Annotated in this window: 19 protein-coding genes; 8 read left to right on the top strand and 11 right to left on the bottom strand. The window is 29.8% G+C overall.

Going from position 1 to position 19,446, the window contains the following annotated elements; translation table 11 throughout:
- Positions 1–37: 37 nt before the first annotated feature.
- The 4 genes from kdsB to FBF11_RS03985 are packed head-to-tail and all read right to left on the bottom strand — an operon-like array spanning position 38 to position 3,833.
- A complete protein-coding gene (gene kdsB, locus FBF11_RS04000) occupies positions 38–757 on the bottom strand; it encodes a 3-deoxy-manno-octulosonate cytidylyltransferase (protein WP_032582894.1) in 720 nt (239 codons plus the stop codon).
- Positions 754–2,166: a threonine synthase gene (gene thrC / locus FBF11_RS03995; RefSeq protein WP_057097122.1), complete on the bottom strand. Its 1,413-nt coding sequence runs from the start codon at positions 2,164–2,166 to the stop codon at positions 754–756. The genes kdsB and thrC overlap by 4 nt, the downstream gene beginning before the upstream one ends.
- Positions 2,163–3,089, bottom strand: a complete 927-nt coding sequence (locus tag FBF11_RS03990) for a tetraacyldisaccharide 4'-kinase (RefSeq protein WP_002860774.1) — start codon at positions 3,087–3,089, stop codon at positions 2,163–2,165. The genes thrC and FBF11_RS03990 overlap by 4 nt, the downstream gene beginning before the upstream one ends.
- Positions 3,090–3,092: 3 nt before the next feature.
- Positions 3,093–3,833 carry an NAD+ synthase gene (locus tag FBF11_RS03985; protein WP_002857155.1) on the bottom strand — a complete coding sequence of 247 codons (741 nt, stop codon included), beginning with the start codon at positions 3,831–3,833 and terminating at the stop codon, positions 3,093–3,095.
- A gap of 73 nt (positions 3,834–3,906) precedes the next feature.
- On the opposite strand from FBF11_RS03985, the gene FBF11_RS03980 reads away from it, so the two are divergent.
- Together FBF11_RS03980 and FBF11_RS03975 are read left to right on the top strand one after the other, a co-directional pair.
- Complete coding sequence (locus FBF11_RS03980; RefSeq protein ID WP_002873848.1) at positions 3,907–4,503, top strand: MBL fold metallo-hydrolase; 597 nt, start codon at positions 3,907–3,909, stop codon at positions 4,501–4,503.
- Between the two features lie 11 nt (positions 4,504–4,514).
- Positions 4,515–4,820, top strand: a complete 306-nt coding sequence (locus FBF11_RS03975) for a hypothetical protein (RefSeq protein ID WP_002852583.1) — start codon at positions 4,515–4,517, stop codon at positions 4,818–4,820.
- Positions 4,821–4,860: 40 nt separating this feature from the next.
- Here the strand turns inward: FBF11_RS03975 and FBF11_RS03970 are convergent, their stop codons facing one another.
- Genes FBF11_RS03970 through murJ form a run of 7 tightly spaced genes read right to left on the bottom strand, consistent with a single transcriptional unit; the run spans position 4,861 to position 13,440 of the window.
- Positions 4,861–5,640, bottom strand: a complete 780-nt coding sequence (locus tag FBF11_RS03970) for an enoyl-ACP reductase (protein WP_002852476.1) — start codon at positions 5,638–5,640, stop codon at positions 4,861–4,863.
- Entirely contained in the window at positions 5,640–6,536 is an 897-nt protein-coding gene (dapA, locus tag FBF11_RS03965; protein ID WP_057097123.1) for a 4-hydroxy-tetrahydrodipicolinate synthase, read from the bottom strand. The genes FBF11_RS03970 and dapA overlap by 1 nt, the downstream gene beginning before the upstream one ends.
- Positions 6,529–7,779 (bottom strand): pitrilysin family protein, encoded by a 1,251-nt coding sequence (locus tag FBF11_RS03960; protein ID WP_002852436.1) that lies wholly within the window; start codon positions 7,777–7,779, stop codon positions 6,529–6,531. Before FBF11_RS03960 ends, dapA begins: the two co-directional genes overlap by 8 nt.
- Complete coding sequence (locus tag FBF11_RS03955; RefSeq protein WP_002868110.1) at positions 7,776–8,834, bottom strand: quinone-dependent dihydroorotate dehydrogenase; 1,059 nt, start codon at positions 8,832–8,834, stop codon at positions 7,776–7,778. Before FBF11_RS03955 ends, FBF11_RS03960 begins: the two co-directional genes overlap by 4 nt.
- Positions 8,835–8,865: 31 nt before the next feature.
- A complete protein-coding gene (locus FBF11_RS03950; protein ID WP_057042384.1) occupies positions 8,866–10,608 on the bottom strand; it encodes an ABC transporter ATP-binding protein in 1,743 nt (580 codons plus the stop codon).
- Positions 10,601–11,989 carry a cysteine--tRNA ligase gene (cysS, locus tag FBF11_RS03945; RefSeq protein ID WP_002871728.1) on the bottom strand — a complete coding sequence of 463 codons (1,389 nt, stop codon included), beginning with the start codon at positions 11,987–11,989 and terminating at the stop codon, positions 10,601–10,603. The genes FBF11_RS03950 and cysS overlap by 8 nt, the downstream gene beginning before the upstream one ends.
- Positions 11,989–13,440 carry a murein biosynthesis integral membrane protein MurJ gene (murJ, locus tag FBF11_RS03940; protein WP_002856935.1) on the bottom strand — a complete coding sequence of 484 codons (1,452 nt, stop codon included), beginning with the start codon at positions 13,438–13,440 and terminating at the stop codon, positions 11,989–11,991. The genes cysS and murJ overlap by 1 nt, the downstream gene beginning before the upstream one ends.
- A gap of 103 nt (positions 13,441–13,543) precedes the next feature.
- On the opposite strand from murJ, the gene FBF11_RS03935 reads away from it, so the two are divergent.
- From FBF11_RS03935 to murF, 6 genes are read left to right on the top strand one after another with little or no spacing between them, the layout of a single operon-like run.
- Positions 13,544–15,403 carry a flagellar assembly protein A gene (locus FBF11_RS03935; RefSeq protein ID WP_057097125.1) on the top strand — a complete coding sequence of 620 codons (1,860 nt, stop codon included), beginning with the start codon at positions 13,544–13,546 and terminating at the stop codon, positions 15,401–15,403.
- Positions 15,379–15,930 (top strand): Holliday junction branch migration protein RuvA, encoded by a 552-nt coding sequence (gene ruvA, locus FBF11_RS03930; RefSeq protein WP_057042382.1) that lies wholly within the window; start codon positions 15,379–15,381, stop codon positions 15,928–15,930. Before FBF11_RS03935 ends, ruvA begins: the two co-directional genes overlap by 25 nt.
- Positions 15,931–15,939: 9 nt before the next feature.
- Positions 15,940–16,980: a D-alanine--D-alanine ligase gene (locus tag FBF11_RS03925; RefSeq protein WP_002874678.1), complete on the top strand. Its 1,041-nt coding sequence runs from the start codon at positions 15,940–15,942 to the stop codon at positions 16,978–16,980.
- Positions 16,981–17,039: 59 nt separating this feature from the next.
- On the top strand, positions 17,040–17,255 hold the full coding sequence (locus FBF11_RS03920) for a type II toxin-antitoxin system Phd/YefM family antitoxin (protein ID WP_002852622.1): 216 nt from the start codon (positions 17,040–17,042) through the stop codon (positions 17,253–17,255).
- Between the two features lies 1 nt (position 17,256).
- Positions 17,257–17,976 (top strand): alpha/beta hydrolase, encoded by a 720-nt coding sequence (locus FBF11_RS03915; protein WP_002852645.1) that lies wholly within the window; start codon positions 17,257–17,259, stop codon positions 17,974–17,976.
- Entirely contained in the window at positions 17,977–19,404 is a 1,428-nt protein-coding gene (gene murF, locus FBF11_RS03910) for a UDP-N-acetylmuramoyl-tripeptide--D-alanyl-D-alanine ligase (protein WP_002874679.1), read from the top strand.
- Positions 19,405–19,446 lie beyond the last annotated feature (42 nt).

Below are 19,446 nucleotides of genomic sequence, written 5' to 3'. Positions count from 1 at the left end.
ATAATATAAGCAAGATCTGTTCCATTTTGGGATGGAGTTATTTTTCTAAATAAATTTTTAAAGCCTTTTCATAGTCTTCTTTGGTATCAATCCCCATGCTTGTTGTTGAAATTTCAAGCATTTTGATTTTTTTACCATTTTCTATAGCTCTTAATTGCTCTAACTTTTCCGCTCTTTCAAGTGCAGAACTTAATAAAGAACAAAACTCTCTCAAAGCTTTTACACTATAAGCATAAATGCCTAAATGCCCTTTAAAACTTTCCTCGTAATTTTCTCTTTCATAAGGGATTTTAGCTCTTGAAAAATACAAAGCATATCCTTCTTTATCGCAAAGCACTTTAACCAAATTAGGATCCATAGCTTCTTCTTGAGTGATTTTTTTATAACAACTCGCCATAAAAGCTTTTTTATCCAAGCAAGAACTTGCAAATTCTTTAAATTTTAATAAATTTTCACATTCTATAAAAGGCTCATCAGCTTGGACATTGATAATAATCTCATCATCTTTTAAAGATAGTTTCTTACAAGCTTCATTAATCCTATCCGTACCGCTTTCATGATTTTTGCTTGTTAAAACTGCATTTAAACCATATTCTTTAGCGATACTTAAAACCTTTTCATCATCTAAAGCTATACAAACTTCATCCACACTACTTACCCTTCTTGCAGTAGCCACAAACATAGGCACTCCACCTACATCACATAAAATTTTCTCATGAAAACGACTTGATTTTAATCTTGCAGGAATAATAATCATTTTTGCATCCAATCTAAAATTTCTTTTTTTATACTTTTGGCTTCAAATACCTTTTCATTGCTATTTTTCAAGTCAAATAAAGCCAAAATTTCATCTTTAACTTGGACATTAAACTCTTTAGCTATAAATTTTAAATCTTCTTTTTCATTCTTAGAATCCCTATCGTATAAAGCTTTTATCATACTTGGAGTAAATTTTGTCCATTCTGCTGTAGAGGTAATAATGCTAGGTTTTAAAGGATCAAGCATTTTAAAACAAGTTGCGGTGTGCGGATCGATTAAAATCTTGCTTTGTTTGATAAATTGCATACATTCTTCATCGGTGCAAAAATCCGCCTCAAAATCTTCTTGTAAACTTTGCAATTCTTCTTTTTCAAGTTTAAAATATCTCTCATTTTTCAACAAATTCATCAGTTCTTTGGTTCTTTTATCTTTAAATTTCGCAAACAAAAGTCTTTCGATATTAGATGAAATAAGTATATCCATAGCTGGAGAAATAGTCTTCTTAAGACTTTTTTCACGCAAATCATAAACGCCATGATTAAAAAATTCACTCAAAATATTATTCACATTTGAAGCGATTTTGATTTTTGAAATTTTAGCTCCCATTTTTTTAGCATAAAAAGCTCCTAAAGCATTGCCAAAATTTCCACTTGGAACAATGATTTGTACTTCTTCTAAAAACTCATTAAAAAGTTTTAAACTCGCATAATAATGATAAATAATCTGAAATAAAATACGCCCAAAATTTACAGAATTCGCTGCGCAAAGCTCATAATTTAAAGCTTTAATTTTGTTTTGAAAATCTTTTGAAAAAAGCAATTCTTTTAAAGTGCGTTGCGCTGCGTCAAAATCCTCATCTATAGCAAAAACTTTCAAATTATCCTTATCTAAAGCTCGCATTTGCAACTCTTGAACTCCACTTGTGCCACCTTTTGGATACATACAAGCTACTTTAACATTTTTTGCATTTTCAAAGCTTTTTAGGGTTGCAGGTCCTGTATCGCCGCTCGTAGCACAAATAATTAAAATATTTTTATCCTTTGAAAATTCGCTTAAAAGCACGCCAAAAGGCTGTAAAGCCATATCTTTAAAAGCTCTTGTAGGCCCATGCCAAAGCTCGTTAATATAGGTTTTTTCAGAGATTTTTTGCAAAGAAATAGGTGTATTTTTATCATCAAAGCTTTCGTAACTTTTCAAAGCCTTTTTAAAAAGCTCTTCTTCGCCAAAACCAAAACTTTCTATAAGCTTTAAAGCAAAATCTTTATAAGACAAATTGGCATATTTTTCTCCTTCAAAAATAGGCAAATTTAAAGGCGAGTAAAGCCCTCCTTCTGGGGCGTTTGGGTTAATCAAAGCTTCCTTAAAACTTGATACATTATTTACATTTCTACTCTCGACCAATTTCACTGTTCAAACTCCTTGATATAAGTTTTTATTTTTTCCCTTAATGAATCTTTTAATTCTATATTTAATTCTATAATTTGACATTTAAAACCAAAATCTTTAACTTTAACAAAATCCTTAAAAGTAAGCATTAGTGTATCGCAATTATGTTTTTTTAGCAAATTTTCTAATTCTTCTTTTTTAAACTCATAATGATCTTTAAAAAAATAACAAGCCCTTGCTTTGATAAAATGCTCATACAATCTAAAAGGTTTAGCAATAGCAGTTGCCAAAACAGCCTTTGGATTTTCTTTTACAAAAGAATAACGCACAAAATCCCTGCCTTCTAATGCAATAAAATCAGCCCTTTTTTCATAAAATTTTGGCAAACGATAAGCTCCACTTGGTAAAGTAAAATCAAAATAAGGTTTGATTTTGCTTTCAAGTAAAATATCAAATTTTTTAATATGAAATTTAGAAAAAGCATCATCGAGTACAACGATTTTAGCTCCCAATTCAAAGGCTTTTTCAATACCTTTTACTCTATCTTCACTCACAATCACACCTTTGATATTTTCTTCAAAAGCATACTCCATAGCTTCATCGCCACTTTGTGCTAAGGTGCATAAAATTTCATTTTGATTTTTAACAACAAACAAACCTTTAGACTTTCTTTTATAGCCCCTAAGTACTATAAAAACGCCATCAAATTCCCTTGCTATAGCTTTACAAAGCGGGGTTTTTCCATTACCTCCAAAACTTAAATTACCAACGCTAATAACAGGCTTTTTAAAAACTATTTTTTTACGAAAAAAAGTATTTAAAATCGCAAAAAAAGCATAAAGCACACTTAAAGGTAAAAGTATAAAAGCAAGGCATTTTTGCCAAAAATTGGGCTTAAAAAAATAATTATCAAGCCAAAGTTCATAATTTTTTTCTTCATTCATTGTTTAAATTTCCAAAATTTCAGGCATTTTTCCCTTAAAAGCATTTTTTTGCATGCGATTTTTTAACATAGCAATCAAAGAAGGATCAAGCGTTCTTAAAAGTTTTTCATCATTAGTTTCTAAAGCTTTTAAACCTTCATCGATTTTTGCATAAGAAAAACCTAAATCCGCCTCATCACTTTGATTTTCCCAAAGATCCGCACTTGGAGCTTTTTTGATGAAATTTTCATGCAAGTTAAGGTATTTTGCTAAGGCATAAATTTCACTTTTATAAAGCGATCCTATAGGATTAAAAGCACAAGCTAAATCCCCATAAATCGTACCATAACCTAAAAGCAATTCGCTTTTATTAGAAGTGCCTATGACTAAAGAATTTTTCAAAGCAGAATAATCATAAAGCAAACTCATTCTAATACGCGCTGCAAAATTTCCCAAAGATACTAGAGTGGTATTTTCACTTTGCTTTATAAAAGCATCTAAAATGCTTTGAATTTCTATGATTTTATATTCAAGATTTAAATCCGCACAAAGCCTTAAAGCATCTTCAAGATTGGCTTTGTTTGAAATTTGAGTTGGCATTAAAAGAGCAAAAACATTCTCTTTTAAAGCTCTTTTACAAAGCGTTGCTACCAAAGCAGAATCAATCCCGCCACTAAGCCCCAAAACCACACCTTGACTTTGAGAATTTTTCACTTTTTCTTGTATAAAATCACACATTTTTTCCGTAATCTTTTGCCAATCCATAAAGCTTGCCTTTTAAAAATTTAATGTATAATTATATTTATTTAAGGCAAATTTTTTATTAAAGAGGCAAAAAATGCAAATTATCAAACAAGCTTGTGGAGCTTATGAGACAAATTGTTATATTTTATTTGGTGAGCATGGAGAAATTATAATTGATCCTGGTTTTGATGCGCTAAATTTCATCAAAAAACATGTAAAAAATCCTTTAGCGATTTTAAACACTCACGGACATTACGATCATGTTTGGGATAATGAAAAAGTAAAACAAGCCTATCAAATCCCCATTTATATTCATAAAAATGATACTTTTATGCTTGAAGATCCTTTTAATCAAGGTTTTATGCCTAGCAAAGCGGATTATTTGATTGATGATGAAAATATCATTTCTATAGGCGGACTTGACTTTAAATTTCACTTTTTACCAGGACATACACCAGGTTGCACTATGATAGAAATTGTAGGTAAAAATATCATGTTTAGTGGAGATTTTTTATTTTATAGAAGCATAGGAAGATGGGATTTTCCTTATTCAGATGCAAATTTAATGAAACAAAGCTTAGAAAAAGTTATGACTTACAAAGAAGATTTTAAACTTTTACCAGGACATGGACAAGAGACTACTTTAAAAGAAGAGCAAGTCCATCTACCCTCTTGGCTTAGATACTTTTAAGGTATATTAAAATGGAATTAGATCAAATTTTATTATATGCTTTTATTTTTTTAAATCTTTTTGCCCTTTTTGGTTTATTTTTAGGAAATAAAAAGAAAAATCAATTTAACGATAAAAAATTTTATAAAATCTGCCCATGTAAAAAAATGGCAGAAAATGGATCTTTAAGTACGATTTGTATTTATTCAGCTGTGGGAGGATTTTTTTACAGCGTATTATCTATAGGTTTTGTAGGTTTTGGTAATTGGACTTTAAATTTTATTTTTTTACTTGCATTATTAAGTGTTTTTTTAGGGTGGAAATTAAAACTTGATTGAAAAATATTTTTAAGAAAAATCCATTGATTTTTCTTAATTTTTATTTAAAAGTTGTACCACCATCAACGATGAAAGTATGTCCTGTAACCCAACTTGCCTTACTTGAACAAAGAAAAAGACATGCTCCAGCCAAATCTTCAGGCTGCCCCATGCGATTTAAAGGGCTTAAATTTATAGTAGCCTGTTTTACTTCTTCATAATTTGTAAAAGCTCTTAAAGCATCAGTTTCAATAGGCCCACCACTTACGACATTTACACGGATATTTTTTTCTCCAAGTTCAGTAGCCGCATATCTTGCCATAGCTTCTACAGCGGCTTTTGCTGTACCATGACCTGAATAATTTTCTATATACACTAAATTTCCTGTAGATGAGATAGAAATAATGCTTCCACCCCCTACTTTTTCCATCCTTTTAGCTGCTTCTTGTGCGCCCACAACAAAAGCATTTACTGTGGCTGTAAAAATGTTATTAATTCCCTTTGGTTTTAACTTCATAAATTTGGTATAGCCACCTACAACCGCACGTCCTGAAATGATAGCATTTGAGATAAAATAATCCACTCTATCAAAATCCACATCAATTTTTTCAAAAAGTTCTTTATAGGTTTCAGGTTCTAAGATATTAAATTCATAAGCTCTAGCTTTGATTTTATAATTTTTCTCCAAATCTTGAACCATTTCATCAGCAATTTGCGCATTAGAATTATAAGTAAAAGCTATATTTGCACCCACTTTAGCAAATTCATAAACTATAGCTTTGCCTATCCCGCGAGTTCCACCGCTAATCACTAAAGTTTTTCCTTGAAATTCTGTATTCATTAAAATCCTTTGATCTTATATTTTTTCATCACTTCTTCAATTTTAGCAAAATTTTCCTTACTTGGAGAACAAAGAGGAAGTCTAAATTCCAAACTTTCTATCAATCCAGCTAAATACATAGCCGTTTTAATAGGAATAGGATTACTTTCGCAAAATAAAATTTTATTGATATTATAAAGCTCATCATTGATTTTTTTAGCTTCTTTATAATTTTCATCTAAAGCAAAATGAGTTAAAGCGCTAATCATATCGGGTAATAAATTTGAAGTTACTGAAATCACTCCCTTTCCACCATTTGAAAGTATAGGATAATTGATCGCATCTTCCCCTGAAATAAGCATCATTCTAGGTTCGTGTGCAAGCAAATCCACACACTTATCGATATTTCCACTCGCTTCTTTTACTCCATAAATATTTTCACAATCTCTAAAAAGCTTGATAATAGTATCCGTTGAAATTTCACAACCTGTTCTTCCTGGAACATTATATAAAAGCACAGGAATATCTACACTTTGCGCAATAGCCTTATAATGCTCGTAAAGTCCTTGTTGCGTAGGTTTATTATAATACGGTGCCACACTTAAAATCCCATCAGCACCATGCTCTTTAGCAAATTTAGCCAAACCCACTGCCTCATGAGTTGCATTACTTCCCGCACCTGCTAAAACCTTAACTTTAGTTTCTTTACAAGTCTCAACGGCTATTTCTATGCAAGTTCTATGTTCTTCATGAGTTAAAGTTGCACTTTCTCCTGTTGTTCCTACTGGAACTACTGCATCGATGCCATTTTCTATTTGTCTTTTAATCAATCTTGCATAACTTTGCTCATCAACTTTTCCATTTTTAAATGGTGTAATAAGAGCCGTCATCGCCCCAATGATAATATTTTTATCCATTTGAATCCTTTCTTAGAATTACCGTAGTTGAATTTTCTTGAATAAAATATTTTTTAGCACAAGAAATCAAATCTTTTAATTCCAAATTTTGTATATCTTTCTCATAATTTAACAAAGGATTGATATCTCCTCTTGCTAGATATGAACCATAAATATTTGCCACTGCACTAGCATTGTTAAGTGAGAAAATAAAATCACTTTTGACATTATTTTTCACTCTTTGCAAATCTTTTTGAGAAATTTTACCCATTTTAAGTTTATCAATGATTTTTAAAAGCTCTTTTTCTACTTTTTCTGCATTAACATTGGGGTTACAATTACAAATAAAAATAAATAAATTTTCATCTATACAATCATTAACATAAGCATAATAATCATTGATTAAATTTAATTTATCAATCAAAATTTCACTCATTAAAGAACTTTTCCCACTTCCTAAAAGCTCGGATAAAGCATTTAAAGCAGGTATATCTTTGTGCTTGAAATTTGGAATTTTATAAGCAAGGGCTAATAGTTCAGTATCTGAGTTTTTATGTAAATATATTCTTTTTACTCCATCTTGCTTAGGCTCTTTTGTGTGAATTTTAGGTATAGTCTTAGTATTTTTAATCTTTTCAAAATGTTTTTTTGAAAGCTCAAAAACTTCCTTACTTTCTATATCGCCACTTACAAGTAAAATCGCATTTTTAGGTTGATAATAAATACTGTGAAATTCTTTAATATCTTCAATACTCCAATTTTCTATATCCTTAAAAAAACCTATAGGAGTCCAATGATAAGGATGATACATAAATGCATGATTAAAAAGCCTAAAATAAAGATATCCTAAAGGGTTATTATCTGTTCTCCATCTACGCTCTTCTAAAACCACTGCTCTTTCAGGCTGAAATTCTTCATCTTTTAAATTTAAATTCGCCATAAGTTCTGCAAAAAGCTCTAAAGCTTTATCTAAATTTTTCTTCGCACATTTAATATAATAATGAGTATAGTCAAAACCTGTGCTTGCATTATCCACACCACCAAAACCCTTAACAATCTCATCAAATTCGCCAGCTTTTAAATTTTTAGTACTTTTAAAATTTAAATGTTCTAACATATGAGCTATGCCACTTTTTCCCATGATCTCATTTCTTGAACCCACTTTATAAAAAATATCAACGCTAATCACATCGCTATTTTTATTTACAGGCAAAGCATAAACTTCAAGCTTGTTTTTTAATTGAATTTTTTCATAAGCAATCATTTTAAATTTACCCCAACAGCTTCGCTAATGTGTAAAAAACCATCTTTTCTTAAAAGCTCTATAAGATTTTGATTGATATTTTTTACCAAAGAAGGACCTTTAAAAATCAAAGCTGTATAAACTTGCACCAAATTAGCCCCATTTTTAATACGCTCATAAGCAATATCAGCACTATCAATCCCTCCACTTGCAATAAGCAAGGTTTTGCCAAAAAGAATTTTAGCTACTTCTTTGAAAAAAATACCACTTTTTTCCGTAATCAGTCTTCCACTAATACCACCAAAAGTACGATTATTATCTAATAAACTATAATCAACACTAGTATTGGCTAATATAAACCCATCTGCACCTTTTTTAATGGCATTTTCACATAAATTTAAAGCATCATCTATTTTCATATCAGGAGCAATTTTTATCAAAATAGGCTTAGAAGTGATTTTTTTGGCTTCTTCAAGCAAGGTATTTAAAAAATCATCATTTTGCAACTCTCTTAAATTTTTAGTATTAGGAGATGAGATATTAACGATAAAATAATCACACAAATCCTTAAAATCTCTAAACAAAGTAAAATAATCCTCCAAGGCTTTATCATTTGGAGTGATTTTATTTTTCCCTATATTTACCCCTAAAGGCAAAACAAAAGGATAGGTTTTTGCAAGTCTTAAAGCAATCTTTTCAGCACCTTCGTTGTTAAAACCCATAGCATTTTGTATACTTTCTTGTTTTACAAGTCTAAATAGACGTGGCTTTTCATTGCCTTCTTGAGGTTTTGGAGTAAAAGTTCCCACTTCTAAAAAGCCAAATCCTAAAGCACTCAAAGGTCTTATCATAGTGGCATTTTTATCAAAGCCTCCTGCTAAACCTACAGGATTATTAAAATCAAGTCCAAGTAAATTTTGCCTTAAACTCTCATCATCAACTATATATTTGTGTGCTAAAAAACTTAAAGCTCCTGGAAAACTGGCACTTAAAGCCCTTAAGCTATATTCAACCAAAGCATGTGCATGCTCAGGGTTTAACTTAAAAAGTAAAAGTTTTATCATTTCATAAGCCATTTTTTAATCCTTTTTGAAATTCTAACTAAAATTAACTAAAGCTGGGCTTTGTTTTTTCTTTGCTTTTAAATTTTTGATACAAAGAACAAGTTTGCAAAAGCTCTTCATCTTTACCTATTGCCAATACCTTACCCTTATCCAATACTACTATTTTATCCGCATTTTCTATAGTGCTTAAACGATGTGCAACCACTAAAATCAATCTATCTTGTTTTAAATTTTCTATAGTTTTAACTATTGCTTTTTCACTTTCATTATCCAAAGCTGAAGTTGCTTCATCAAAAATAAGCACATCAGGATTTTTATATAAAGCTCTAGCGATTGCTATTCTTTGTTTTTGCCCTCCACTTAAGTTCTTACCATGTTCTTTCACTTCAGCCCAAATCCCGCCCATTTCTTTAACAAATTCATAAGCATTGGCCAATTTTAAAGCTTGGATGACTTTTTCTTCTTCTAACTCTTCGCTATAAGCAATATTTGCAGCAAAACTATCATTAAAAAGATAAATATTTTGCGTTACAAGTCCTATTTTAGCATGTAAGCTTTCTATGGTAAAAGTGCTAATATCTTCTTGATTGAGTAAAATTTTACCTTTTTGCTTTTCATAAAAATACATCAAAAGATTAATAATAGAAGATTTACCACCCCCACTTGTCCCTACAAGAGCAAGCATTTGCCCTTTAACAAAATCAAAATTTACGCCTTTTAAAACACTTTTATGCGGGTTTTCATAAGTAAATTCAACATTTTCAAAGCTAATTTTTTCAATGTTTTTTAATTCTTTGCTTCCACCTTTAATTTGAGGTTCTAAATCCAATAAATAAAAAGTTCTTTCACTTGCCGCAACAGCACCTTGAAGTTTTCCATATAAAGACGAAAGACGCTTTAAAGGAGTATATATCGCAAAAAGTGCCGAAACAAAACTGATAAAACTTCCCACACTCATAGAACCATTGATAACCTCTCTACCCCCTACAATAATCACCACAGCAACCCCAACAGAACCCATCATATCCATTAAAGGACTTGTAAGTGCATCAATACGTGCGGATTTTAGGTTTAATTTACATAAAGTATCATTATGCTTAGCAAATTTATCACTTTCTTTTTTTTCATTATCATTAGCTTTGATCAATTCAATATTTGAAAAAATTTCACCCAAATAAGAAAGTAAATCCGAATTTGTTTCTTGTATATTTCTTGCATATTTTTTAAGTTTTTTAGCAAACCATACCAAAGGAAAAATAGCTAAAGGCAAAATCACTAAAGCAAAAAAAGCCAAAGTAGGACTTTGATACAAGACTACCGCAAGCAGTCCTATAGCAGTTAAAAGCTCTCTAAAAAAATCAGGAATAATGTTTGATACTATGCTTTGAAGTGCATTAATATCATTAGTACAACGACTTACAAGCTCTCCGCTTCTATAGCGTTTAAAAAAATCCATATCCAAGCGTAAAACATTTTTTAAAACCCTAGCACGCAATACTCTTAACATATCTGTTCCTATAAAGGAAACATAAAAACTTTGTAAATAAGTTCCAAGATTTTTAAAAAAATACATCAATACTAGCAAAAAAGGTACTGTATAAAGTAAAGCTTCATTTTTTTCAACGAAAATATAATTTAAAATAGGCTCTAAAGCATAAAAACTTCCAGCAGTTCCTCCGCTTGCTAAAATCATACCAAAAATAGCTATAGCAAATTGTTTCCAATATCTTTTATAAAAGGGCTTAAAGCGTATTAAAACCTCTTTTAAATTCATCTCATTATGCATTTATTTTCTCCCAAATTGTTCCATTTGGAGTATCCAAAAGAGTGATTTTTTTACTATTTAATTGCTCTCTTATTGCATCAGCTGTGTTAAAATCTTTGTTTTTCTTAGCCTCAGTTCTTTCTAAAATTAACTTTTCAATCTCTTCTCGTTCTTCTTTGCTTACACCCCATTGAAAATATAAAGTTGCATCCATAAAACCAAAGCCAAAAATTTTAGCTAGCTCACTTAAAGCTTCTTTGATATTTTGTTTTAAAATTTTATTTTTGCTTTCTTTATCCAACTCTAAATTTGCACTACTGATAAAATCATCCAAAAGAGCTAAGGCTTTAGAAACATTTAAATCATCATTTAAAATCTCTAAAATTTGCTTAGCAATTTCGCTTTTTATTTCAATATCATTTAAAACATCAAAATCAGAAATTTCACCTAAATCCAATCTTTTTTTAAGGCGATAAAATTTATCTAAACGTTTTTTAGCATTTTCTAAATCCGATAAAGAATAATTAAAATGAGATCTATAATGAGAACTCAAAAGATAAAATCTTAAAGCCTCGCCCATAAATTCTTTTAAAGCATCTTTTATAAAAAAACTATTATTTAAACTTTTACTCATTTTTTCGCCATCGATTTTTACAAAACCATTGTGAAGCCAAATATTTGCTAATTTTCTCTTACATCCACAACGACATTGCGCAGCTTCATTTTCATGATGAGGAAAAAGCAAATCTATCCCTCCAGCATGTATATCAAGAGTATTTTCAAAAATAGAATCAATCATAGCAACACATTCAGTATGCCAACCTGGACGCCCTTTGCCAAATTCACTTTCGTAAAAATTTTCATCAAATTTCCAAAGCACAAAATCGCTTTCATTTCTTTTTTGCACTTCATTACTTAGACGAGAGATATTTTCTTCTAAATTGCGATTTGATAGGCTTAAATATTTTTCATCTTTACTTGTATCAAAATAAATTCCATCTTCTAGAGTATAAACAAACCCATCCTTAGCAAGCTTTTTAATCAAATCAAGCATAGCTGTTATATAATGCGTTGCACGAGGTTTAAAATCAGGATCTAATACATTTAAAACCCTCATATCCTCTTCATAACTTTTGATATAAAATTCCGTAATTTCCTCTAAAGTTTGACCACTTTGAGCCATTTTTTTCAAAATCTTATCATCAATATCTGTATAATTTCTAGCAAATTTTACCCTATTGCCTTGAGCAAGTAAAACCCTACGCAAAAGATCAAAACAAACACTACTTCTTGCATGTCCTAAATGTGCATCATCATAAACCGTAGGTCCGCATAAATAAATACTAATATCTTTTTTATCAAGTTTTATTTTCTCTTTTGTTACACTATCTAATAATCTCATTAAAAAACTCCTTTAAAACTTGTAAAAATTCCTATAAAAAAACTTAAAATATAAGGTTTAATCAAAATAAGTAAGATCGTAAAAACAATCAAAGCAACTATAACCAATAAGCAAATTTTAATAGATATTAAAGCAAAAAATTTCTTAAAACCAAATTCTTTGATATTAGCTCCAAGCAAATAAAAAGCACTAATAGAGCTTGAAAGTGCTACTGCAATAACCTTTAAACTTTCATCTTTAATCAAAAATATAAAAGCCATAGAACATAAAGCACTGATAATTAAAGATTTTACCGCGATCCAAGCTGCTGTTTTTTGTTTAAATTTTGCATAAAGCCACAAAGAAAAAAGCTTTTGCAAACCAAAAGGTAAAAGCCCTATAAGATAAGCAATCAAAACATAAGCCGTAATCACACTATCTTCGTGAGTGAAATTTCCTCTTTCAAATAAAAGTTTTGAAATTTCCAAAGCAAACACAGAACCTACAATACTAGAAGCAATAAGCAAAATGCTTAAAAGCGCTAATGCTCTTTGCATAAATTTTAAAGCTAAATTTTCTTGACCACTTTTTAAATGTTTTAAAATTTTTGGAAAAGAAACTTGAGTTAGAGCGATAGCAAAAAGTGCAAGGGGGAGTTGGAAGACGCGATTTGCATAATAAAGATAAGAAATACTCCCGCTCATTAAAAAACTAGCTATGGTTGTATCAAGCAATGAGCTAAATTGAGTCGCAGAAGAACCTAAAACTCCATGAAAAAAATTGCCATAAAAACCTTGTAATTTCGCCTTGGCTTTTTTAAATTTTATACTTAAAGCCATAGCACGTATTACAGGATTGTTTTTTAAAACAAGCAAATGTAAAATAAGCTGTGCCACCCCACTTAAAACCGTTGCATAAGAAAAATAATAAAGTGTATTTTGCGGTGCATTTTTATCCACAAAAAAGGCAGCTATAACAATACTTAAGTTAAATAATGCCGCAGAAAAAGAGGTAATGAAAAATTTTTGTCTATAATTTAAAATAGCTCCTAAAAAAGTAACTAAAAAAATAAAAAACAAATACCAAAAATTAATCGCCACCAAAGGAGCCGCTAAAGCTATAGTATCTGCGTTAAACCCAAAAGCAAAAAGCTTAGTAAAAAAAGAGGAAAAAAAACTTACCAAAAGACAAAATAAAAAAACTATAAGGCTAAATTGCATCATTACACTAACGCAAAAAGCTCCCTTTTTTTTCGCTTTTACAAAATTAGGCAAAAAACTTTGTCCAAAAGCCCCTTCTGCAAAAATTCTTCTAAAAAAAGCAGGCATTTTTAAAGCCACAAAAAAAATATCACTATAAAGCCCTGCTCCTAAAAAAAGCGCTATTAAAACATCTCTAGCAAGCCCTAAAATTCTTGAAAATAAAATTCCTAAAGCATTGATAATAAAATTTTTAAATACTAAACTCTTCATTAAATTTTTTCATAAATTTCAAAATATAAAGAGAACTATTTTAACTAAAATTGATTAAAAATTGACTATAATTACATTCTTAATTTTTTACAAGGGGAAAGTTTTGGCTTTGGATGAAAAAATTATTGCCTATACAGAAAATCCAGCTCGAGAGCTTTTAAGCGTAGCTTCACGAACAAACCTTAGCTTAAATGAGCTTGATTTTAGTTTATTGGCATTTTCTACACAATATCGTTTTGGAGATTTAGAATGGGAAAAAATCTCTGAAAAAGAATTAACTCTTTTTGATAAAGATGAAATTTTTTTAAAAAATGATCTTCAAATCAAGCAAGAATACAAAATAGAAATTTTCCACGGTATAAACCAAAGCAAAGCATCTCAAGCAGTCAAACTAGTTGCAAATAAAAATTTAACCAAAATAGTTGCTCAAATTGATTTTACAAATTTAGACTTTCATGAAAAACTAGCACTAGAACTTTTGCAAAATATTTATAAAAAGATGTTGAAACTTAAATTTTTAATAGGTATCCGCATTTTTGATTTTAAGAAAAAATTAATGTCTTTTTGCAACCAATATAAAAACACCCCTTTAAATAAAACTATACAAATCACCGTTGCACAAGGTATTGATCCTATAGAAAGTCAAGATGAATCTCTGATCTTGACTTATAAAGAAAAAATCAAAAACTACACTATCGATGAAAAACGCTCAGGTATTATTGTTGTTGATGAAAATGAAGTTGTTTTAAAACACGTCAAATTTAAACAAGGTAAAGAAGGAAAAGACTTAAATTTACACACCTTAAAAGTTTTAGCCGCAAATGAAAATAAAGTTAAATTTTCTTGTTCTTCGGCTTTTAAACAAGTAGAGCAAGATGGATACACAGAATATATAGCCTTAAAAAAAGGTTATGTAGTACAAGATGGTGAAAAATTTGATATCGCCAATGAACTAGATTTTAATGGGGTAGATTTTAAAAATATAGGGATTATAAGAGCTGGACTAGACAAAAATGTCAAAATCAATATAAAATTTCTTTCAGAAGTAAAAGATGCTGTAAATTCTGGCGTTGGGATAGAATGTGAAGAATTAAATGTAGTCGGAAGCGTAGGAAGCAACACTCAACTTAATGCCACCAAAATGAAAATTGAAGGCACTACGCACTCTAAAGCCAAAATTCAAGCCAAACAAGCCTATATAAAAACTCATAGAGGATTTGCGGAAGCCGAAATTTTAAATATAGATTTGCTCGAAGGTGGAACAATCAAAGCCAAAGAAGTGAGAATTAAAAAAAGTTTAGGCGGAAATATACAAGCTGATAAAATCTATATAGAAAATTTAGAAAGTAATAATTCTTGTGTGTTTTTTGAAAACACCACAATAGAACGCATTAACGGGGATAACAATAAATTTCATGCTAAAATTAAAACTCTTGATAAAAATTATGATGAAGAATTTGCGATTTTAGGAGAGCAAATTTCTAAGTTAAATCATAAAATAAATAAAATAAGACAATACATTTTATCAAGCAAAAATGGAATTTTAAGCGTTGAAAAAAAGATAACAGAACTTAAAAATCAAGGTCAAAATGTTCCTGTACAATACGAAAAAGCCCTAAAAGATTTCTCTTTACAAAATCTTGAATTAAATAAACTACAAAATGAAGAAAAAGAACTTCTTGAACGCAAAAAATCTTTACAATTAGAATTAATCAATTTGCAAAAAATGCTTTTTGAAGCAACTTTTATAAATAAAAGCGGCAAATGGACTGACATGAATGAGATCAAATTTTCACTTCTAGAACCTAAAGAAGATATTTTTTACTCTTCATTTGTTAATGAAAGTGCTAAATTTATAGGCATTAAAAAAGTCATACAAAACAACCAAGAAAGTATAGAAATACATAAAAAATTAGATTATGAAGAAAAGGATATAGCATGGTTGTCGGCATCGAAGGAATAATCACAAAAAAAGAACCTACTTTTATCATTGTTAAATGTGCTAGTGGTTTAAGCTATGGGATATTTATTTCGCTTTTTTGTTCTGCTAAAATTCAAACTCAAGAAAAGCATGAGTTTTTTATTACTCAAATCATCAAAGAAGATTCTAATAAATTTTATGGCTTCTTGGATAAAGATGAACAAAAAATGTTTGAAATGCTTTTAAAAGTCAATGGAGTGGGTGCAAATACTGCTATGGCAGTATGCTCTAGTCTTGATGTAAATTCTTTTTACAAAGCGTTAAGTTTGAGCGATGAAAGCGTGCTTAAAAAAGTACCTGGCATAGGTCCAAAAAGTGCAAAACGCATTATAGTAGAACTTTCTGACACAAAAACCAAACTTGAAAATGTAAGCGATGATAAAAGCGAAGCCTTAGCCGCACTTCTTACTCTAGGCTTTAAACAAGAAAAAATCATAAGTGTTTTAGCAAGTGCTCAAGCAACAGGCACAAGCGAACTCATCAAAGAAGCTCTTAAAAAACTAGGATAAAGGAATAAAATGAAATTTGCAATACTTTTTGGCGGAAATTCTTATGAACATGAGATCAGTATAGTAAGCGCTGTAGTGCTTAAAAAAGTTATCAATCAAAATTTAGAATTTATTTTTTGTGATGAAGAAAGAAGATTTTATCATATCCCAAGTGAAAAAATGAATTCTAAAACTTTTAGCACTAAAGCTTATAAAAAAGAAAAAGAACTCTTCATCAAACAAGGAGGTTTTTTTAACAAAGGCTTTTTAAAAGAAAATAAACTAGAGTGCGAATGCGTGATCAATCTTATCCATGGTAGAGATGGAGAAGATGGAAAAATTGCGGCTTTATTTGAGTTTTATTCTATTAAATTTATAGGACCTAGGCTTGAAGCTAGTGTATTATCTTTTAACAAAGAACTTACCAAACTTTATGCCAAAAGCGTTGGAGTAAAAACACTTGATTATACCATACTAAGAAAAAATCAAAACTCTAAAGAAAAGCTTAGTTTTCCTTGCATTATCAAACCTGCAAGACTTGGAAGTAGTATAGGTATTAGTATAGTAAAAGATGAAAAAGATTTAGAATACGCCAAAGATGTAGGTTTTGAATTTGACAATGATCTTGTAGTAGAAGAATTTAAAAACAATATCAAAGAATACAATCTTGCAGGATGTATGATCAATGATGAGTTTGTTTTTTCCATTATAGAAGAGCCAAAGAAAAAAGAATTTTTAGACTTTGAACAAAAATATCTTAGCTTTTCAGGACACAATGAACTTATAGAAGCAGATTTAAGCGAAGAATTAAAAGAAAAACTCAAAGATAGCTTTAAAAAGATCTACAATCCTTTGTTTAAAGGTGCTTTAATACGCTGTGATTTTTTTATACTGAATAATGAAGTATATTTAAATGAAATCAACCCAAACCCTGGTTCTTTGGCTAATTATCTTTTTAAAGATTTTAATACCACTTTAAACGCTTTAGCTGATCAAATTTCACTTGAAAAAATGATAAAAATCAATTACAACTTCCTTCACTCCATTAACGGACAAAAAGGAAAATTATAAGCTTTTAAGTCAAAATGCGCTAAATTATACATAAAATTTAGCGTATTTTAGGAAGAAAAATGCTCTCTTTTAAACAAGATGAAATTTACACTGCCACCGAAGTGGTAAGAAATTTTAGCCCCATTATGGAAAAACTCAAAAAAAGCGAAAGTGGAAAAATAGTTATTTTAAAAAATAACAAATTTGAAGCTGTAATGCTTAGTATGAAAGAATTTGAACGCTTACAAAATGCCATGCAACTTTTAGAAAATATCTACAAAAATCAAAAGGCTTAAAATGGCTCAAACTCAACTTTCTTATAAAAACAAAACTTATCAAATTTCTTATGAAATTTTAGGTGATCTTTCCTTACCGCAAATACTTATCTTACACGGCTGGGGAGCTGATAAAAAACTTATGAAACAAAGTTTTTGTCCTTTTTTGAAAGATTTTTGTCAAATTTATATGGATTTAGCAGGTTTTGGAAATTCAAGCGTGGAAGAAATTTTAAACACTCAAGATTATGCCAATATCACAGAACTTTTTTTAAAACAAAAAAAACTCAATGTCTGTTTTTTCATGGGGCATTCTTTTGGTGGAAAAGTAAGTACCCTACTCGCAAAAGAAAAAGACACCCTAATCTTACTTTCAAGTGCAGGAATTTTGGCTAAAAAATCCCTAAAAGTGCGTTTTAAAATCCGTATTTTTAAAATTTTAAAACTCTTTGGTTTGGGAAAATTTTATCGCTATTTTGCTAGTAAAGATGGAGCAAATCTTAGTCCTATAATGTATGAAACCTTTAAAAAGGTTGTTGATGAGGATTTTAGTGAAATTTTTGCCAAGCAAAAGGCTAAAAGCTTGATTTTTTGGGGAAAAAGCGATGAAGCTACGCCTTTGTATTGTGGTGAAAAAATGCATCAATTTTTAAAAAATAGTACTTTTTATCCTTTAGAGGGGGATCATTTTTTCTTTTTAAAACACTCTGCTTTCATAGCTCAAAAAATCAAGGAAATTTAAATGCTTATCAATACTCTTTATTTTATCAATTCTTTATTTTTTAATTTTTGTATAGCTTTTTATCTTATGAGTGCTTTACAATGGTATTCTTATAAATTTAAACGCGTGTTTTTTCATTATCATAAACCTTTGTGGCATTTGTATTTTTTATTTATTCCTTATTTTTTATTCTTAGCTTTTCCTTTATACTCTTTGGCATATTTTGCATTGATCCATACTCCGATTTTGTATTTTTGGAATAAAGGCATAGATAAAAAGCTTGTTTTTACAAGTAAGGTTAAATGGTTTTTTGTTTTTGTTTTTGTTTATAATGCTATTTTTACCATCCTTGCTTTGCGTTTTTCTTTTCTTTTTAATCTTTTTAGTCTTCCTTTTGCTTTATTGAGTCTTAAAATTTATGAGTTTTTTACAAATTTATATTATAAAAAACAAGCCAAAGCCAAACTAAGAGCCAATGAAAATTTAAAAATCATACTCATTACCGCAAGTTTTGGAAAAACAAGTATTAAAAATTTTTTATACGAACTTTTAAAAGATGACTTTAAAAGCTACAAAACACCACGCTCTGTCAATACCTTACTAGGTATAGTTGCTGATATCAATGCTAATTTAAGTCAAGATACTCAAATTTACATAGCTGAAGCAGGCGCTAGACTTAAAGGCGATATCGATGAAATCACGCATTTTTTACAACCTCAAATCAGCATAGTAGGAGAGATAGGCAATGCACATTTAGAGTATTTTAAAAGTGTTGAAAATATCCGCTCAACCAAACTTGAAGCCTTAAATTCCGAAAGACTAGAAAAGGCTTTTTTACACTCTAGCACCCAAAAAGAAGAAGATAAACTCATCAGCCTTTATGATGATAAATTAAGTCTTATTCATTCAAGTCTTGAAGGTTTAGAATTTAAAGTCGATATAGAAAATAAATCCTATGATTTTAAAAGTCAAATTTTAGGGGATTTTAATGCGCAAAATCTTTGTGTTTGTATACTTTGTGCTCATTATCTTGGCATAAAACTAGAAAAAATTCAAAAGCAAGTTTTAAATATAAATTCCGTAGAACATCGCTTGCAAGTGCTTTCAAGAGAGCCTAAATTTATCATAGATGATGGTTTTAATGGAAATTTTAAAGGTATGAGCACAAGCTATAAACTTTGTAAAAGCTATAAAGGACGCAAAGTTTTAGTAAGTCCTGGTATAGTAGAAGTAAGCGAAGAAGAAAATATAAAACTTGCCAAAATCATCAATGAGTGTTTTGATCTTGCTATCATTAGTGCACAAATCAATGCTGAAATTTTCAAAAAAGAGTTAAAAATAAAAACCATTATACTTAAAGAAAAGAGTCAACTAGTTCAAACTCTAGCTAAAGAAACAAAACACGGAGATTTGATACTCTTTTCAAACGATGCACCTAGCTTTATGTGATTTGCATAAGTATTTGCAAATGTCATCATTTTTAATTTGACT

The sequence above is a fragment of the Campylobacter sp. CFSAN093224 genome, from assembly GCF_012897395.1.
GTDB classification, from domain to species: Bacteria; Campylobacterota; Campylobacteria; order Campylobacterales; family Campylobacteraceae; genus Campylobacter_D; species Campylobacter_D jejuni.
This window is presented reverse-complemented; position numbering and strand designations above follow the sequence as displayed.

Excerpts from the sequence above, each read along its gene's own strand:
- kdsB (WP_032582894.1), bottom strand. The coding sequence starts at position 757 with ATGATTATTATTCCTGCAAGATTAAAATCAAGTCGTTTTCATGAGAAA.
- FBF11_RS03990 (WP_002860774.1), bottom strand. The coding sequence starts at position 3,089 with ATGAATGAAGAAAAAAATTATGAACTTTGGCTTGATAATTATTTTTTT.
- FBF11_RS03985 (WP_002857155.1), bottom strand. The coding sequence starts at position 3,833 with ATGGATTGGCAAAAGATTACGGAAAAAATGTGTGATTTTATACAAGAA.
- FBF11_RS03980 (WP_002873848.1), top strand. The coding sequence starts at position 3,907 with ATGCAAATTATCAAACAAGCTTGTGGAGCTTATGAGACAAATTGTTAT.
- FBF11_RS03975 (WP_002852583.1), top strand. The coding sequence starts at position 4,515 with ATGGAATTAGATCAAATTTTATTATATGCTTTTATTTTTTTAAATCTT.
- FBF11_RS03970 (WP_002852476.1), bottom strand. The coding sequence starts at position 5,640 with ATGAATACAGAATTTCAAGGAAAAACTTTAGTGATTAGCGGTGGAACT.
- dapA (WP_057097123.1), bottom strand. The coding sequence starts at position 6,536 with ATGGATAAAAATATTATCATTGGGGCGATGACGGCTCTTATTACACCA.
- FBF11_RS03960 (WP_002852436.1), bottom strand. The coding sequence starts at position 7,779 with ATGATTGCTTATGAAAAAATTCAATTAAAAAACAAGCTTGAAGTTTAT.
- FBF11_RS03955 (WP_002868110.1), bottom strand. The coding sequence starts at position 8,834 with ATGGCTTATGAAATGATAAAACTTTTACTTTTTAAGTTAAACCCTGAG.
- FBF11_RS03950 (WP_057042384.1), bottom strand. The coding sequence starts at position 10,608 with ATGCATAATGAGATGAATTTAAAAGAGGTTTTAATACGCTTTAAGCCC.
- cysS (WP_002871728.1), bottom strand. The coding sequence starts at position 11,989 with ATGAGATTATTAGATAGTGTAACAAAAGAGAAAATAAAACTTGATAAA.
- murJ (WP_002856935.1), bottom strand. The coding sequence starts at position 13,440 with ATGAAGAGTTTAGTATTTAAAAATTTTATTATCAATGCTTTAGGAATT.
- ruvA (WP_057042382.1), top strand. The coding sequence starts at position 15,379 with ATGGTTGTCGGCATCGAAGGAATAATCACAAAAAAAGAACCTACTTTT.
- FBF11_RS03925 (WP_002874678.1), top strand. The coding sequence starts at position 15,940 with ATGAAATTTGCAATACTTTTTGGCGGAAATTCTTATGAACATGAGATC.
- FBF11_RS03920 (WP_002852622.1), top strand. The coding sequence starts at position 17,040 with ATGCTCTCTTTTAAACAAGATGAAATTTACACTGCCACCGAAGTGGTA.
- FBF11_RS03915 (WP_002852645.1), top strand. The coding sequence starts at position 17,257 with ATGGCTCAAACTCAACTTTCTTATAAAAACAAAACTTATCAAATTTCT.
- murF (WP_002874679.1), top strand. The coding sequence starts at position 17,977 with ATGCTTATCAATACTCTTTATTTTATCAATTCTTTATTTTTTAATTTT.